This is a genomic window from Thermococcus aggregans, from assembly GCF_024022995.1.
Lineage (GTDB): Archaea > Methanobacteriota_B > Thermococci > Thermococcales > Thermococcaceae > Thermococcus_A > Thermococcus_A aggregans.
The window spans coordinates 1135503-1153244 of the sequence record NZ_CP099582.1; the positions used below are offsets into that span (position 1 = coordinate 1135503).

The window sequence follows — 17742 nt, forward strand, 5'->3', positions numbered from 1 at the left end:
TCCGTAGTTGGTTCTTCAAGTACAGATACTAGAGGACACCTTCAGGTTTTGGGCGAAGCGCATTTACCACTCTTCAAACTCGACACCATCAAAAATCCCCTCCCTTCCCCTTTCTTCACTCGGTTCATGCGCCCCACTTCCACAGGATTGTCCTGTCGAACCTTGTATCCACTTCGACCGGCTTGTAGCCGGCGTTTACCTCCATATGATTAATTTCCTCAAAAGTTTCCCTGCTAACTTCATATACTTCAACCTTTAGCCTTCTTTTGCCTTTGACTGCATAGGGGAGAACGTCAACGTAAAGGTCGTAACCCTCGATCCACTCCTCACCGAGGAATTTGCCATCTCTTAAATAACCATGCAGCGGTTTACCCTTCCTAAGAGTGCTGTAAACTGCAATCTTCATCACCATCCCTCACAATCGTCATTTACCTTCTCTCCTTAAACTTTCCAGCTTTCTCCATTTTGACTTTCTTCACTTGGGGGCTGCTAGTCATTTATCTTCGTTCTTGACCTTTTTAGAGCACCAGACTCAATTAGGACAAAAAAATTAAAAATCAGCTGAAGCTCGCAAAGCCTATCTCATACAGCTGGCGGAGCATGCGTAGAACTTTCTTGGCAGTGTGCTTGAAGAGGAACTTATCCTTTTCGGTTTCCCAGTTTTTGAGAATTTCAATGACCTCCTTTCTTCCAAGTTCTTGGACGTTGATTCCTGCATTCTCTGAAAGGCAAAGCTCCAAAACCACCTTTAGGGGCTCTTCAAGCTTCTTTCTGTTCCCGTGGAACTTGGGAAGGACTTTCATGAGCAGTGCTAGGTCAAAAATTTCATCATCGCTTTCGAATTCAACTATCCCCTTATCCCAGCTTTCTTTGGCGTTCTTGAAAAACAAAGCAATCTCGTCAACAACACGATAGCCGAAGTGCAGGTCATAGGGTTCAAGAGCTTTGTTGAGTTGGTTGAGGATTTCCCAGTACTTTCCGTTTTCGGCATTTTTGAGCCTTTCGAGGGCTTTTTCTATATCCCCTTTCTCTTGGCTATCCTTTTCTCTCTTGTAAACTGCAAGGAACTTTCCATTTCTCCTCAGGTCGTCCAGGACTTTTCTTCTTAGCTCCTCACGTTCCCCTTCAGATAACTTAGTTTCCTCTGGGGGATAGTTTTCTAAGTCAACATCGTGGAATTCTATCGTAAAAGCTCTATCGAGAACCTTCGGGCTGAATGAGTATGTGGTCTCATCAATGTTCACAGTTCCGATTATGTAGAGGTTTGGCGGAAGCTTAAGCTCTTTGGGTATGCCTTGGAATGTCTCAACGGCATCATTGTCGTGGAGTTTTATGCTCTCCTTTGTGAAGCCACTTTCATCTCTTCCGCTCTCAAGGACGCTGAGGAAGTCGGCGAAGTAGTACTCAACGTGGGCGAGGTTCATCTCGTCAAGGATGATGAAGTAGGGCATTGCATTTTCTCTGTTTTGCTCATAGTCTTCTTTGGCCCTCAATATGAACTCCAAGAGGGAAGTCTTGTGGTATTCTCCAGTTAGTGGATTGTAATAGCCTAGCAGTGGTTTGGAATCCCTCCAGTCCGGGCGGACGGAGAGGAAGATATGGTTGCTAATTTCGGGTGTGCAGTCTTCTGGAGCTTTTACTAGTGCATAGCCGTTTTGCATCCTTGAGGCATCTCGAGGGCTTAATTCTCGATTTTTGGCAATATCTCTGAATTTTGAAATCTCAGAACCACACTCGATAACCTTCCAAACTTTGAAGAAAATCTCGTGTTCGTTTATATACTTTTCAACGGTTTCATCGCTATACACTGTTTCAACCCACTTAGTCGCCGATTTCCATTCTTTCGGTAAGTTTTCTTTATCTGTCCAGACATCACTAACGATAATACCGTAGGGGACTTTTTGGTAGAACTTATCGTTTGGATCGCTATCATAGAGCCAAAAAATAAACGGGGGCTTGATATCCTTTGCCTTTCCTGCAGGTTTCCAGCCATAAACTGCAAACTTATGTCTTTTGATTATATCTTGTAACGCTTTAATTTCTCTCTCAGCTTTTGTGTTTTTGCCTGATGCTGACATCAACTGCGGCATTTCTAGTATTTCAACAAATTTCTGCACTATTTTTGTCTTTCCTGTTCCAGTGAGGCCGGAGAGGATCACGAAGCCCTTAGTTTTTAGAGCGGTGTAGAACTGGGCAATGAGGTGTTCTGGGTACAGGTAGCCTTCTGATTTTAAATACTTTGATAATGGTATGTGCTGATTTTGGTCATGCGCTTTTCCACCATGTTCTAATGAAATACCGAGCTCCTCCAGAACTCTAGGGCTAATCTCGGTTAAGTAAACTCCTTGAAGCCTTGCAGGGTGCGGAAGACCTTTGACTTCAGTGTACCGGTGCGTTTTATCTAATTCTTTAAAGTCTTCGAGCCTAACTAAGTAGAATTTTCCAGTCAAGGACTTTTTAAACCAGTCCTCAGCAAATTTTGAATACTTTTCAGTCCAGATGCCCTCTTCAGTGAATATCTTGATTATTTCTTCTTTGGAAACTTCTTTAACTTCTTCTTTCACTTTGGAATATCCCACTAGTTCTCCATTGACGTCGTGCAGTATAATATCTCCTGGTTTTAGTAGTCCCATTTTTCCTTCACGACCATTCCAATATTTTTGATCAGCTGGAGACCAAAGAAACCTGCCTACGTGGTTTTCTTCATAGAGCTTTCCGGGAGGTTTTGTAATCTCCAAATAATAGCCTTTATTTTGTGTAGTTTTTTGATTTCCTGTAATTTCCTGGTCTCTAGAAAATTTGCTCATATAAAAAGCAGCCTCAAAGGCTGTTTTAATATCAATCTCTGGTTTGATTTGGTTTATTTTTTTCAAAAATTCTAGATAATCAGATATGTGTTTTCTCCAGCCCCCTCCATAAACAAGTTGAATGCCTGTTGTCCTTCTTATTATTTCACGGAATTCTCTACTTTGAACATTTCCATGTATTGGCATGAATATGTTGGGATTTACTATCGAAGCCCAAGTGCTTATTATCGAAAGCCCTACTTCAGCTTCAGGTATTTTTATGGCTCCTATCTTTGCTTCTAAAGTTTTTACTGTACTATCATCCAACTTATTCACTGTTGCTGCAGTTGTGAGGAACTCCCTGAAGTTCCTATCAGTCAGCACTGTGTTCAATATGTTGATTTTCATAGAGTTGCTGTAGTAACCTGGCCCGTGGACGTAATAGAGCATCTTTCGAATCGCTGGAGGCAGTTGTTCAAGTAAATTAACAATTTCATTAGTTTTAGGAGTTTCTTCTAACAAAAGTCTAGTTATTGCCCTAAATACCTTAAAAGTCTCTGACTCATATTGTTCCCATTCATGCGAATATTTCTTTTTCAATTCTAGAAGGATTTCCTTCAGGGGTTTTTCAGTTTTCATGATATCTCACCTCCGGTACAAAACTTAGATATCCAACACCACTACGATTCCCAATCAAAATGCTCTCCAAATTCAATTCTTCAACCTTCCCCCTCTTAACATCAAAAAACACGCTCCTCTGGCCGGGGTAAAGCACTACGGCAAACCTAGCATTTAGAGCATCTTTGTAAGTGTGCATCTTGTAGATGTCCTCAAGCTTTGCCCATGTTTGAAGGCTGGGTTCTTTTTCCATTTTCCTATCCTCTTCCGCGAACTTATTAGCATCAACTACATCAAGCTTGAACTTCGCATCAAAAACCCCAACAAGCTCCTCATTTTTAAAAAGAGAAAAATCTGGCCTCAATGAAACCGAATAACCACGCTTTTTTTGATTGTAGTATAGCTTCCAACCGTTGCCAAACTCGGCGTAAACTTTCTCTCTCCCGTCGCTCTTGTGGAGTTCCCCCGTTGGCTCAATTATTATCTTTAAGTCCTTCTGCTCCCATATCTCTCCAAGTTCCTCCACAAGCTTGAAGAAGCACCAATACTCGTATAGCGTAGCAATGTCCTTATTCTCAATAGCTTTCTGGAGCTCTCCGAAGAATGGAACATAAACTGTGAACTCCCTGTAGAGTTCAAGCAGATCGCGATAGCCGTCACCCTTAAGAAGTGTCTGGGAAGTGTATGGAAACATCTCCATCTCACCAATTTCACTCCAAATGGGGTCGCTTCCTATGAATTCAAGCTCTTCGAGAAGACCTTTAATAGGCTCAATATCAGCCTTAAAATTCCTAAAAGCTTCAAGCACGCGCTCGCCCCACTCAATCAGCAGATTAAGGAAGTATTTGGCAAAGCGGTTTTCTGGAGTGTCAAAGCTCTCGTATTTTTGGAAGCTGAGAACTTTAGTGGGGGCATAACCATTGAGGCGTTTTGCCATTAAAACACCTTCGCCGGCTGGGGCTAAATACTCAGGATTCTGGACGATGGAAACCAATGTCTCAGGGGTTATCTCATCCACTTCGTCTGGCCTTAGCCATTCTTCTTCAACCACCAGCTTACGTTTGATTTTTCTTAGCACAGTTTCGAAAGCCTCTATAATGCGCTCTTTGTTGGAGCGTAAGTAGTGGTAGGCGAAGAATTCATTCATGGGTTCATCGCTTTCTTCGACAGTAAATGCAGTGGGGGATTTTATTGAGAAATTAAGTTGGGAGGAGGTACGGGTTATGTCGTCCGTTAAGGTTTGACATAGGATATTGAATCTTTCAATTAGTTTTTCTACAGCTTTTTCCCTCTCTTTGGTATCTTCTATTTTGCTGAGGTCTATAACTTTCCAATATTCGGGGGCAATTTTTCCAAACTTCTCGGAAAGCACAATAAGGGGAAATTCGCGCCTTTTTCCATGCGAATCTTCAATAATCAGCCTTGACTTTCCGATGTAGTTTTTGAAGGTGAAGGTAAAAGTGTTCTTGTTAATGCTACTTCTTTGAATGTCCTCCAGTCCGGGAATAATGACTTTAGCTCCATTGGCATCTATCTCGTAGGTCTTCCACTCGAAGAGTACTATCTCGCCACTTTCTCGTAGAAAAGCCCAACAGCTACCCTCAACACTTCCCAGCTGAAATGGAAGGTTTAGATTTCTTTCTTCATTTTTCTTCTCAATGCACATAATAACCAATGAACTGCACCAAAAGTTACTAAGCCCCAGAGTTAATAAGCATTTCGGAAAAGAAAGGCATCAAAGCCCCCATATTTCTTTTCCAACTTCCTCCAACGTTTTCCGTGTTCTTCACCAATTAGGAATTGCAATACTATCTTTGTTTATTTCATACCCGTAGAGTCTCTCTTGGACTTTTGCAGAATATCAAGGGACATGGGTCAAAACGTCAATAATAGGTATTTTCTATTTTTTATAAAGACAAAAGACAATCTTTAAATACCTACCAAGTATTTAGAACACTAGGTGCATTTATGCTGGCCATTAAGATCAAAAATCTAACGAAAAGTTACGGGAGTTTTTTAGCATTGAAAGGGATAAACCTAGAAATTGAAGAAGGTGAAATATTTGCCCTTCTTGGACCCAATGGCGCTGGCAAAACAACACTCATAAGGATTCTTGCGGAGGGCCTGAAGTTTGATGGTGGGGAGATTGAGGTATTTGGGAAAAAGCTGAGTAAGAAAACAGCACGTTTAATAGGTTATGTTCCTCAGGAAAGTATTTCTTATGATCTGCTGACCGTTGAGGAAAACCTTGGCTTTTACGCGGATCTCTACGATGCACCTAAAGAAAGGATCAAACAACTCATTGAACGCTTTGATCTGCCAGCCAAAAAGAAGGCTAAAGAGTTGAGTGGAGGATTTAAGCGGCGCTTAAACTTAGCTATCTCACTTTTATATGAGCCCAAAATCCTGATTTTGGATGAGCCTTCAACGGGTCTGGATGTTCCGTCAAGAAGACAGCTCTGGGAGCTCATAAAAGGCTTTAAGGCCGAGGGCAAAACAATACTCCTCGCCACACATTACATGGAAGAGGCCGAGGCACTAGCTGACAGGATAGCGATAATGAACGAAGGAAGAGTCGTGGCTGTTGGTACAGCGGATGAACTGAAAGCCCTAATAGGAGAGGAAAGCGTTATTCAGGTAGAGGGTATTCTAAAAGGAGTCGAAGGGATTAGAGAGGTATTCCCAAGGCTTATTGAGAAAAGCGGGACTCTCAGGATTCATGTAAGGAATTCAAAGGAAGCTTTACCGAAGATTGTTGAGCTTTTAATATCTGCCGGAAGCGAGATAAAGGCCATTAAGGTAGAGGAGCCGACTCTGGAAGATGTCTTTTTAAAACTAACAGGGAGGGCTTTGGATGAAGTTTAGGGTCATTAAGGGTATAATTCTAAAGGATTTAAAAGAGCTCCGTGGGGAAAAGATGGCTCTCTTTTGGATATTCATATTTCCACTCATGTGGATTACCCTATTTGGAACAATGTGGGGCGGTGAGAGCCCACCGATTACTGTGGACGTTGGAGTTGTTTACACAAACGAAAGTGCTCCATTTACAGCCTATGATATAGTTGAGATAATGAGAAACGTAACACTTGAGGAGACAAACCTCTTTAACGTACTTGAGTTTAAAGACGAGAGCAGTGCCCTTGAAGCCCTCAAAAACGGAAAGATAGATGCCGTTGTAGTTTTTCCTAAAGGGTTTGGGACAAACCTCACGAGCGGTAAGCAGGCGAGAGTTTACCTATACTTTGATAAGAGTGATCCTCAGGACTACCAAATAGTGAGCGGCGTTGTTAAGGGCTTTTTTGGAGAGATGGAAAAGGAAATGAGGCGCAGAAACCTTGAGATGCAGCTCGAATATATGGAGTCCTACCTTCCAAAATGGGTCATTGCAGAGTATAATCTCACCACAGAGATGATCAGGGAGTACATGCTCGCGGGTGCTGAGCCTATTGTGGTAGAGGAGAAAGAGGTGGAAGGCAAAACAGCAACGCCGATACAGTTCTATGTAACGAGTTTTATAGGGATTCAATTCCTCTTTGCCACGATGCTTACCATAGGAGCCGGCACGTTGGAAGAAATTGAGAAGGGCACGCTCAGAAGAATAGTTGCTTCACCTGCCACCGCATGGGATTTCCTGATGGGTAAAATGCTCTCCACGTTTTTGGTTATAATGATCAGCATAATCGTGGGGCTGGCCTATGCTAAATTCGTGTTTGGCGAAACCATAGTGCCAAGTGCTCTTGGCTGGCTCATAATATTCATAGCTTCGCTTTTTTCTATGAGCCTTGGCTTAGCGATCGCAATGGGGACTAGGAGCATAAGATCTACAACAGCGGTGGTGAATTTTATATCAATGCCATTACTCTTTTTGGCTGGCATAGTTGTTCCAGAAAGTGCCCTTCCAAAATGGGCGAGGCCTATAGCAAATTACTTCCCTCTTGGCAGGGCTTTAAAGGATTTCCGCCTCTTGGAGATTTATCACAGGCCTGCAAGTGAGATAGCACCTGATATCCTGTGGCTAGGTTTAGCAACACTTGCTACCCTAATAATCGCAGTAGTGCTTTATAACTGGGCAGTCAAGAGATTAGAAGTCTAGTTTGATTGTTTTGGGAGCACAAATGAAATACAAAATATAAAGAAAGAGCCTAAAGCCCCAGAATCTCTTTTGCAGCCTTTATTCCAAGGTCAAAGGCCTTCATGTTTATGTCTACGGCTTTAGGTGGAACGCTGAGCTTTATGACTTCTCTAACGTGCTCTGCATCAAGTGGGAACTCTGGAACCTGGGTTAATGCTCCAATAAGAACTGTGTTTGTTGTAACGACGTGACCCGCTTCGAGAGCAAGTTTCTCGGCGTTAAAGCCTATCCACTTGGCCTTGAAGTCCTCCTCGACAATTCTTTTGATGTCCTCTATCTTGGGGTAGCTGGCTTTACCCATTGAAACTTGGACTGGAACAATGGGCTTTGTGTTTACTACGACCATTCCGCCCTCTTTGAGGTAGTTGATGTATCTCAAAGCTTCTACGGGTTCAAAGGCAAGAATGACATCGCCTTTTCCTTCTGGCACCATTGAGCCGTAAACGTTCTCACCAAAGCGCACATAACTTATAACACTTCCAAATCTCTGGCTCATTCCGTGTACTTCACCAAGCCTTACCTTGTATCCCGCCCTTAAGGCGGCCCAGCCAAGTATGTTTGCTGCTGTCAAAACTCCCTGTCCGCCTACTCCGGTAATGACTATGTTATACTCCTTCATTGCTCTCCCTCCTTTACTTGTTCAAAAGCTCCAAATGGACAAACTTGCGCACATCCTCCACATCCCCAGCACATTGTGGGCTCAACCCTTGCCTGCTTCTTCTCTTCGTCCCAGTAAATCGCTGGACAGCCGTAGGTGTTGATGCACACTCTACATCCGGTACACTTCTCTTCGTTTACTTGGTATATTGGCCACTTCTCGCCTTTTCTTCTCATCTGTCCTATTCTGTAGAGTGCACATGGTTGCCTTGCGACGACGACGCTGACTCCTTCAACCTCAAGGGCCTTCTTTATGGTCTCGTAAGTTGTCTTGATGTCATATGGGTCAACGACTGCAACAAAGTCGGCGCCCATGGCCTTTGCAACCTCCTCAATGGGTATCCTCTTACCCATGCCGTGTGGTGTCTCTCCGGTGCTTGGATTTGGTTGGTCGCCGGTCATTGCCGTCACGAGGTTGTCGAGAACGACTACCAGGATGTTGGAGCGGTTGTAGATTGCATTGGCCAAGGCTGGAAGTCCTGTGTGGTAGAACGTCGAATCACCGATTGTGGCAACTATTACCTGCTTTTCTGGGTTTTGTTGTTCTTCACTTAGGCTTCCATTGTGAGCTATGCTCAATCCATGGGCTATTCCAATCGAAGCTCCCATTGCTACGGTGGTATCAACTGTTTGAAGCGGTGGAAGTAGTCCAAGGGTGTAACAGCCTATGTCGCTTGGGTAGATTGCTTTTCCTTTTGTGGCTTTCTTTATTGCGTAGAAGCTGTTTCTGTGCGGGCAGGCTGGACAGAGTGATGGGGGTCTTGGGGGTAGGAGAGCCTTAACTTTTTCGTACTTTGTATCAAGCTCTTCGAAGTTTATGGGCGTACTAACTCCAAGGAACTTTGCTATCGCGGTTACGGCTCTTCTTGTTGTCATCTCGTAAACTCTGGGCACAAGGTCTTTTCCATGGATTGGGATCGTGATTCCTTTGTCGTAGGCCCAAGTTTTTACCTGCTCTTCAACAACTGGCTCAAGTTCCTCCACGATGAGTACCTTCTCAAGCCCTTTGAAGAACTTCTCCAGCAATCCGTATGGAACTGGGAACGGTGTTCCGAGTTTGAGGATCTTTACGTCCTCAATTCCGAGCCAGGCAAGGGCCTCCTTTACATAGGCGTAGCTTAATCCTGGAGCAATGATACCAACCTTAGCATCTTCTTTACCTTCGATCCAGTTGAACGGGCAGTTGTTAAGTTCTTCCCTTATCTTCTCAATCTTCTCGAGGACTATGGGGTGGAATTTTCTCGCGTTTGCGGGAACATCAACGAACCTGCTCGGGTCTTTCTTGAATTTTCCAAACTTTCTCTTTCCTTGTTTTATTTCCTCTGGCAGTTCTCCAAGAACGACGTCACCGCGAGCGTGTGAAGTTCTCGTTGTGGTTCTCAGTATCACGAAGTGCTTGAACTTCTCGCTGAGCTCGAAGGCGTATTTGGTCATTTCCTTTGCCTCATGTGGGTCGGTTGGCTCCAGCACTGGAACGTTTGCGAACTTTGCATAAACCCTTGTGTCCTGCTCGTTCTGTGAAGACCACATGCTTGGGTCATCAGCTACCATTATGACGAATCCGCCCTCTACACCCATTCCGACGGCGCTTAAGAATGTATCAGCGGCAACGTTAAGTCCAACGTGCTTCATTGCGGTCATTGCCCTGAGACCACTCCAAGCTGCAGCTAAGGCTGTCTCAAAAGCGACCTTTTCGTTGGTGGAGTACTCCATGTAAACGCCAGCCTTCTTTGCAACAACCGCCATTGTGTCGGTAAGCTCAGAGCTTGGGGTTCCGGGATAAGCGGCGTAAACCGCTATGTTCGCTTCCAAGGCTCCTCTAGCTATTGCCTGGTTTCCTAAAAGCAAAACCTTTTCTCCAGGTTTGTCCCATAAAACGATATCACTAACTTTAGCCATCAACACCACCTCATTCTTTAATGACACCATTTGCTTTGGCAAATTCCACTAATGCGTAGGCGGCTGTGCCAACGTCTTCGGGTCTTTCATAGGTTGGAATGCCTTCCTTTTCGAGGAGTTCCTTAGCTTTCTCGCTAACATATCCTGCCATAAAGAGTGCTAAAACGGGTTTTCCGTTGTTTACTTCTTTCACAGCTCTAATTACTCCTTCCGCGTGCTCTGTAGGACTCATTCCCGCAAATGTTGGCACAACACAAATAGCTATGAGCATATCAACGTTTTCATCCTCTAAAAGGAGCTTTGCCGTCTTGTAGTATTCTTCTCCTCTTGCACTTGCTATCATGTCGACTGGGTTTTTAACTGCGGCCATTGGAGGCAAGAAGGAGCGAAGTTTTTCCATGGTTTCTTCTTTTAGATTTGCTAGCTTTAATCCTCTCTTGTCTAGTTCATCTGCCGTTAGAACTCCAGGGCCGCCTGCATTGGTCATTATTGCTACTCTCTTTCCTTTTGGTAGTGGTTGGGTAAAAGCCCTTGCCATGCTCAGCATTTCATCTATGGTCTCTGCTACCAAAATTCCGCTCTGTTTAAATGCGGCTTCATAAATCGCGTAGCTTCCGGCCAGAGAACCAGTGTGAGATGAAGCTGCTCTTGCACCGCTTTCGCTCTTTCCAGCCTTTAGGGCTATTATTGGCTTTTTCTTGCTGGCCTTCTTTGCAACTTCCATGAATCTTCTTCCGTCTTTTATGCCCTCTATGTACAGGGCTATGGCTTTGCTGTTTTCATCATCAGCTAGATACTCCATTAAATCTGCAAAGTCCACATCGCTCATGTTTCCGACGCTTATGAACTTTGAAAAGCCTATGTCTTCTTTGATGGTCTTGTAAACTATTCCCGCTCCAAGGGCACCGCTTTGTGATACGAAGGCAACGCTGCCTTTCTTGGCTTTCATTATAAACGTCGCGTTGAGGTTGCTGTGGGTGTCCATTATGCCTACACAGTTTGGTCCTATGATTCTCATTCCGTACTTGTGGGCTATTTCAACGAGCTCTCTTTCTTCCTTCTTTCCTTCTTCGCCAGTTTCGCCAAAGCCTGCTGTTATTATTACGACTCCCTTTACTCCTTTTTCTCCACATTCGATAAGTGACTGCTTGACGAACTTCTTGGGAACAACTATAACGGCTAAATCCACTTCGTCTGGGATGTCCTTGACGCTCTTGTACGCTTTAACTCCCTGAACAACTTCGTCTTTTATGTTTACTGGATATACCTTTCCTCCGTATTCTTTGAGGTTCTTGAAGACTTCGTAGCCGAGCTTCAAGGGGTCGTTGGACGCTCCCAAGACCGCAACACTTCTTGGAGTGAAGAAATAATCGAGCATTTTTACAATCACCGAGTTGCATATCGGTAAAAGTCTATATAAGCTTTCCGAGAAAGTGCAGTTAGGCAATTTTGGTCATAGAAAAGCACAAATTAAGCCTTGATGAGCATAAAACGACACGAATGAATTATCACTATAAGGATATGTATAATGGTAAAACCTCAGCTAACCCTCTTGTCATCACCCTATCAGAGTGGCTAACGCTCGTCATCGGCTAATGATTTTTAAAGAAAAGGAGTTAAAAGGTTTGGGATGATGTGCGTTTACCGGTCTGATAGGGTGATGAGATCGGCACTGTCTGACCTTATTTCCTTTTCTCAAAGAGCTCGTGTTCAACTAAAGCTACGATATCCTTGTGGATGTCCTCAATGGGAGCTAGGGCGTTTATAATTCTTATTTCTTCAAACCTCTCGGCAAGCTTTAAGTAGTTCTCCCTAACCTTTTTCTGAAGCTCCACGATTTTATCAAACTCTGACTTGATACTCCTACCGTTTATGCGCTTTATGCTCTCTTTAACGGGCAGGTCGAGAAGTATCACAAGGTCTGCTCTTGGGGCGAAGGCATTTAGGTTAATAAGCCACTCCAGATCAAGACCCCTTGCCCATTGATAAGCTAGGGATGAGTAAAAATACCTGTCCGAAATTACGACCTTTCCAGCTTTTAACGAAGGTTCTATGAGCTTCTTAACGTGCTCGGCTCTATCTGCGGCAAAGAGTAGAGCTTCGGCTTCTCTGCTTATTCGTGCACCATCTATTATTCCTTCTTTTCCTCCCGTTAGTACAAGTCTTCTTATTAACTTCCCAAAAGCTGTGTCTGTTGGTTCTTTAGTGAGAACAACATCATACCCCTTATTTTCAAACCATTTCGCGAGCATTCTAGCTTGAGTTGATTTTCCCGCTCCATCAATGCCTTCTAAGACAATAAACATTCCCATTGATACACCTCCAGAGTTGCGACTTACTTGGGCTTTCTCTTTTTATGGTTTGTGTTCGCTTAGAGTTAAGCTTAGAGTGTCTTCTTCATGTAGTCTAAAAGCTTCCACATACTTCCAAACTCTTTCTCTTCTCCTCCTTTGTGGAACTCCACATATCCATTTGGTTTGAAGCGAAGTCCAAATGCGTAGTTTCCTTTTTTGAGCTTTTGCAGGTAAACCTCCTTGGGTTTTGGAGGCAAATAGCTTGTCATCATATCGTTGAGAAGCTCAACTTCAAACCCAAAGTGTTCGTTCAGCCTGGGGAAGAACAGCACTGCTGGGGTGTTCATACAGTCCACCAATGCGGTTCCCTCTATCTTAAAGTTGTAGTGTTTGAAAATATCCTGCAGAAAGTCATCCAGAGCATTGGGATAATAAATCGTAGCACCTATATCGTTGGGATGAGCCTCTATAAACTTCCTGCTTTCAAGTACGGTCTTTATTTCGTCAGGATCCAGCCCGCTGACCTCTACTCTTACTCCGTTGTGATAGTAAACGTACACAAGAGGAAGGCCTTTCTTGTGGGCAAAATCTTTGAGAGCTATCAGCGGGATAAGTCTAACGTCCATAGTTGCGACTCCGGTGCTCACAATGCCCACCACAAGTGCTCTCTTTCCATACCTTGAGATTGCTCTTCCATCTCGTCCGACAATTATGGTATCCTGTCCTACAGTCCCTATGGCTCTACCGAGCAGAGCAAGCTCTTCTGGATTGAATTCTTCGGATCTGTAAATTTCCATCATAATCACCTCAATCAGGGAGTATTATACTTTCTTTTCCAATTCTTGATTCGGTCCAGATTTTTACATTTGCTCCAATCTTCGTGAAGTCCTCAATCACGGAGTTGTCTCCTATAACACTACCGCTTTCAATAACGACGCCCTTTCCGATGTAAACGTTCTCTCCAATTATTGCTTCGTAAATCTCTGCTCCTTCCTCAATAGTTACATTGGAGAATATTACCGAACGTTCTATTTTAACATTTCTGCTTATTTTAACATTATCGCCCAGTACTGCGAATCCCCTTATCGTGGGATTCCTGATTTGACATCTTCTACCGCTGTAAAGGGAGCCCCCATATTCCAGATTTCCCTTGAGAGTCTCTGTTCTTAATTGCGGAAGCTTTAGTCTCCCTGCAAACACGTCCGCAGTTGCCTGAAGATAGCTTGATGGTCTCCCTACATCGTTCCAGTATTCTTTAAACGGAAAACCGTAGATGGGTAAGTTTTCCTCTATCATTTTGGGAAACAGATTTCTGGAGAAATCAAAGTTCTCTCCTTTGGGCACTAAGTCGAAAGCTTCTGGTTCAAAAACATAAATCCCTGCATTTACAAGGTTGCTAAACGCTTCTTCTGGCTTTGGTTTTTCTTTGAACCTTACTATCCTGTTATCGGAATCCAAAATCGCTATTCCATACTGCGTTGGGTCTTTAACTTCAGAGAGAGCTATCGTGGCCAGGGCTTTCTTTTTCTTGTGGTACTCATAGAGGGCTCTAATGTCTAAATTCGTGAGAATGTCGCTTGAGGCGACTATAAAAGTGTCCTCTATTTTGTCAACAACTTTTTTTGTTGCCCCTGCGGTCCCGAGCTTTATATTTTCCCCGTTTGAATAGTGTATCTCGACACCAAACTCACTTCCATCCCCAAAGTACTCAATGATTTTTTCTTTGAGGTACCCAACGAGCACAAATATCTCATCTACTCCAGCGTCTACCAAGGTGTTGACTATGTACTCCATCATGGGTTTGTTGAAAAATGGAATCATGGGTTTGGGACGGTAGACGGTTAGAGGAAGCAATCTTGTGCCTTTTCCGCCCCCTAGAATCACTGCCTGCATATAACTGCCACCATAAAGTCTAGGATTTCTCAGTTAATATAATTTATGGTTTTGTTTTTGTTCACATGGGACATTTCTTATTGGGGACTTCTGGTTAACATTTCATATTCTTTGCAATTCTCTTAAACTCTTATTTGGGGCTTAAGGCGTTGAGAGTGCACCTTAATTTCAAATCCCTCTCAATTTTTGATTTTCTGTCCTTGTAGCATGTTTCACGTAAAAGAAACGTTTTTAATTCTTCGTTGTTAGGGTTCTATGGTGATATAAATGGATCCTTTGGAGTACCTCAAAAATAGGCTTGAGCCAGAGCAGTTTGAGAAAATTAGGGCAATTGACAACCCTGAACTCCATGAATTTTTGGCAAAGTACATTGATCTTTTGAATCCTGCAAAGGTTTTTGTTTGCACAGATTCAAAGGAAGACGAAGACTATGTAAGAAGGAAAGCCATCGAATATGGGGAAGAGAAGCCACTTGCAATGGAGGGACATACTGTCCACTACGACGGCTATTATGACCAAGCCAGGGACAAGGCGAGAACTAAAATTTTAGTTCCCAAAGGAGTTGAGGTTCCATTCGTAAATACTATGGACAGAGAAGAGGGCCTTAGAGAGATTCATGAAATTATGAAGGACATAGCAAAGGGCAAAGAGCTGTTTGTGTGCTTCTTCGTTCTTGGACCCAAGAATTCTATTTTCACGATCCCTGCCGTTCAGCTTACTGATTCCGCTTACGTTGCTCACAGCGAGTTCATACTTTACAGAAAGGGTTACGAGGAGTTTAAGCGGTTGGGAAGAGAGGCAAAATTCCTGAAGTTCGTGCATTCCGCAGGTGAGCTTGATGAGAGGAAGACAAGCAAAAACATAGACAAGAGAAGGATTTACATTGACCTTGAGGGGGAAACCGTTTACTCTGCAAACACCCAATACGGCGGCAACACAATAGGGCTCAAAAAGCTTGCCTTTAGGCTTACGATTAGAAGGGCTGTCCAAGAAGGGTGGCTAAGTGAGCACATGTTCCTTATGCGTGTTAATGGGCCAAACGGCAGGAAAACTTACTTTACTGGGGCTTATCCCTCAATGTGCGGTAAAACCTCAACTGCGATGATTCCGTGGGAGAACATAGTGGGTGATGATTTAACGTTCATAGTTGACATGAAAGGAGAAGCAAGAGGAGCAAACGTTGAGAAGGGTGTTTTCGGAATAATTCAGGGAGTTAATCCGGAGGATGACCCAATAATTTGGCAGGTTCTTCACTCACCGAACGAGATAATCTTCTCAAATGTGCTCGTTAAAGACGGAAAACCCTACTGGAATGACATGGGAATTCCAATTCCAGACGAAGGAGAAAACCACAGCGGAAAGTGGTGGAAAGGAAAGAAAGATGCAGAAGGCAATGAAATCCCACCGAGCCACAAAAATGCCCGCTTTACCGTTAGCCTTGAGGCTTTCCCAAATGCTGATTTAGAAGCTTTAGAAGCCCCATGTGGTGTTAGGATTGGCGGCATGATATTTGGGGGCCGCGATAAGGACACTTGGCCTCCGGTTAGAGAGGCGTTTGACTGGGCACACGGAGTAGTTACCATGGGTGCGGCATTGGAAAGCGAAACCACAGCAGCAACGCTTGGCAAAGAGGGAGTAAGGACATTTAACCCAATGGCAATTTTGGATTTCCTTAGCGTCCATATCGGGGACTACCTTAGGAACTACCTTGAATTTGAGAAAAAGCTGAGGATAAAGCCAAAGATATTTGCCGTTAACTACTTCCTTAGGGATGAAAACGGCAACTGGCTGAACCATAAGCTCGACAAGGCAGTATGGCTTAAGTGGATGGAGCTTAGAGTTCATGGCGATGTCGATGCCATAAAGACCCCGGTTGGCTACATTCCAAAATATGAAGACCTTAAGAAGCTCTTCAAGGAGGTTCTTAACAAGGACTACAGCAGAGAGGATTACGAAAAGCAGTTTACCATTAGGGTTCCAGAATTTTTAGCTAAGATAGAGAGGATTGAAAAGATTTATAGGGATGTTGGCAATATCCCTGAAGAGCTCTTTAAGATTTTAGAGGGAGAAAAGCAAAGACTCCTTGAAGCAAGAGAAAAATATGGTGATTATATATCACCATTCCAGTTTGAGTGAGGTCTTTTTCTTTTATCACTCTATTTTTACGAGCTTTTTCATAAGTTGAGGTCACCATAACCTTTTTATAGGATTTTTTGGAGATTTATTCGGAGAGCAAAACAATAGCGGAGGGAGCAGAGATGAGGGGGGATGAATATGAAAAACCTCCAAGTAGTTCTTGGAAGGGAGCTTTCAGAGAAATTCAGAGAAGCATTAGTAGCAATTCCGGCTATTATAGCCTGTCTGGTTATGGACTTCTTTGCTGGGGCGTTTTTGGGGAGGTTTTTTGAGAAAATTATGTTGAGCTATCCCGTTATATTCGTAATTCTCCCGGGTCTTATGGGGTTGAGGGGCAATATTTTTGGTGCAATGGCTTCTCGTTTTACAACGATGCTTCATCTCGGTGAGATGGAACCAAAGCTGAGAGATAAGAATGTTGTGAAAAACATTTTCTTGAGTATTCTACTATCTCTTCTTCCAGCGATTGTGTTGTGGACTGTAGGAGTTTTTAAGATGGGAAACGTTATATCCGGTTTAATAGTGCTTTTAATAGTGCTAACTTCTACTATTTTCGTCAGCCTAATAATGGGTTATGCAACTGCACTTGCCACGGTATTTCCTTTTAAGAAAGGTATTGACCCGGACACAGTGGCAGCACCTCTGGTAACTTCCGCTGGAGATCTCGTCACGATGCCTTTTTTGCTGTTTTTTATCCTTCTTTATGAAGATGTTCCTCATATTTTTGATGGTTTAGTAGTTTTGGCGTTTTTGCTTTTGCTGGTTATGCTCCTTAAAATAAAGTTTGAAAGTGAAGATAGGCAGATGATTAGAGAGATTCTGGGAATTATTGGGGTTTTAGCATTACTATCGAGCATCTCGGGAGGACTGCTCGAATCATACAGTGAAGTCATTTATGCATCTGTTGCATTCAGCGTTATGTACCCTGCAATACTTGGTACCGCTGGAAGCTATGGATCAATTATTGGAGCAAAAACCTCAACGAAGCTCCACCTTGGAGAAATAGAGGGCCTTCTTAACAGAGACTCCATTCTGGATATTTTTGTATATTTCCTGACCAGCTTTGTTATAGCCATTCTAATGAACTTAATGGCAATTGGCGTGGTAAAGCTAAGCTTAGGTAAGGCTGTGGGAATTATCTATCCGTTTATCTTTCTTTACCCCTTGTTGGTTTTGGTTAATATGTTTTTGGGATATTTCCTTGCGATAGCCTTTGATAGGCTTGGCTTAGACCCAGATAATGTCACAGTTCCGACGATAACAACTTTGGCCGACATCTTTTCAACACTATTCACCGTTGGCGTTGCCCATCTAATTGTTTAGTCTA

General features: G+C 43.3%; 13 protein-coding genes. 4 read left to right on the plus strand and 9 right to left on the minus strand.

All coding sequences use genetic code 11. The annotated features are described in order from the left end of the window. Positions 1-124: 124 nt before the first annotated feature. From NF865_RS06320 to NF865_RS06330, 3 genes are all read right to left on the minus strand, one after another. On the minus strand, positions 125-412 hold the full coding sequence (locus tag NF865_RS06320; RefSeq protein WP_253303924.1) for a gamma-glutamylcyclotransferase: 288 nt from the start codon (positions 410-412) through the stop codon (positions 125-127). A 145-nt stretch (positions 413-557) separates the two neighbouring features. Continuing rightward, on the minus strand, positions 558-3425 hold the full coding sequence (locus NF865_RS06325; RefSeq protein WP_253303925.1) for an McrB family protein: 2868 nt from the start codon (positions 3423-3425) through the stop codon (positions 558-560). Then, entirely contained in the window at positions 3415-5070 is a 1656-nt protein-coding gene (locus tag NF865_RS06330) for a DUF2357 domain-containing protein (RefSeq protein ID WP_253305594.1), read from the minus strand. The genes NF865_RS06325 and NF865_RS06330 overlap by 11 nt, the downstream gene beginning before the upstream one ends. Before the next feature lie 302 nt (positions 5071-5372). Between NF865_RS06330 and NF865_RS06335 the strand changes: the two genes are divergently transcribed. Both NF865_RS06335 and NF865_RS06340 read left to right on the plus strand, forming a co-directional pair. After that, entirely contained in the window at positions 5373-6269 is an 897-nt protein-coding gene (locus tag NF865_RS06335; RefSeq protein ID WP_253303926.1) for an ABC transporter ATP-binding protein, read from the plus strand. Continuing rightward, positions 6259-7497: an ABC transporter permease gene (locus NF865_RS06340; RefSeq protein ID WP_253303927.1), complete on the plus strand. Its 1239-nt coding sequence runs from the start codon at positions 6259-6261 to the stop codon at positions 7495-7497. The genes NF865_RS06335 and NF865_RS06340 overlap by 11 nt, the downstream gene beginning before the upstream one ends. 49 nt (positions 7498-7546) lie before the next feature. Here the strand turns inward: NF865_RS06340 and NF865_RS06345 are convergent, their stop codons facing one another. The 6 genes from NF865_RS06345 to NF865_RS06370 form a co-directional block, all read right to left on the minus strand. Beyond that, on the minus strand, positions 7547-8155 hold the full coding sequence (locus tag NF865_RS06345; RefSeq protein WP_253303928.1) for an indolepyruvate oxidoreductase subunit beta: 609 nt from the start codon (positions 8153-8155) through the stop codon (positions 7547-7549). Continuing rightward, entirely contained in the window at positions 8152-10092 is a 1941-nt protein-coding gene (iorA, locus tag NF865_RS06350) for an indolepyruvate ferredoxin oxidoreductase subunit alpha (RefSeq protein WP_253303929.1), read from the minus strand. The genes NF865_RS06345 and iorA overlap by 4 nt, the downstream gene beginning before the upstream one ends. 10 nt (positions 10093-10102) lie before the next feature. Next, positions 10103-11470, minus strand: coding sequence for an acetate--CoA ligase alpha subunit (acs, locus tag NF865_RS06355; RefSeq protein ID WP_253305595.1), 1368 nt, complete (start codon positions 11468-11470; stop codon positions 10103-10105). A 304-nt stretch (positions 11471-11774) separates the two neighbouring features. After that, positions 11775-12404: a dTMP kinase gene (tmk, locus tag NF865_RS06360; protein WP_253303930.1), complete on the minus strand. Its 630-nt coding sequence runs from the start codon at positions 12402-12404 to the stop codon at positions 11775-11777. Between the two features lie 71 nt (positions 12405-12475). After that, positions 12476-13183 carry a phosphohexomutase domain-containing protein gene (locus NF865_RS06365; protein ID WP_253303931.1) on the minus strand — a complete coding sequence of 236 codons (708 nt, stop codon included), beginning with the start codon at positions 13181-13183 and terminating at the stop codon, positions 12476-12478. A 10-nt stretch (positions 13184-13193) separates the two neighbouring features. Further along, positions 13194-14279, minus strand: coding sequence for a nucleotidyltransferase family protein (locus NF865_RS06370; protein ID WP_253303932.1), 1086 nt, complete (start codon positions 14277-14279; stop codon positions 13194-13196). Positions 14280-14546: 267 nt separating this feature from the next. Between NF865_RS06370 and NF865_RS06375 the strand changes: the two genes are divergently transcribed. Next, positions 14547-16415 carry a phosphoenolpyruvate carboxykinase (GTP) gene (locus tag NF865_RS06375; RefSeq protein ID WP_253303933.1) on the plus strand — a complete coding sequence of 623 codons (1869 nt, stop codon included), beginning with the start codon at positions 14547-14549 and terminating at the stop codon, positions 16413-16415. A 138-nt stretch (positions 16416-16553) separates the two neighbouring features. Continuing rightward, positions 16554-17738: a magnesium transporter gene (locus NF865_RS06380; protein WP_253303934.1), complete on the plus strand. Its 1185-nt coding sequence runs from the start codon at positions 16554-16556 to the stop codon at positions 17736-17738. Positions 17739-17742: the final 4 nt, after the last annotated feature.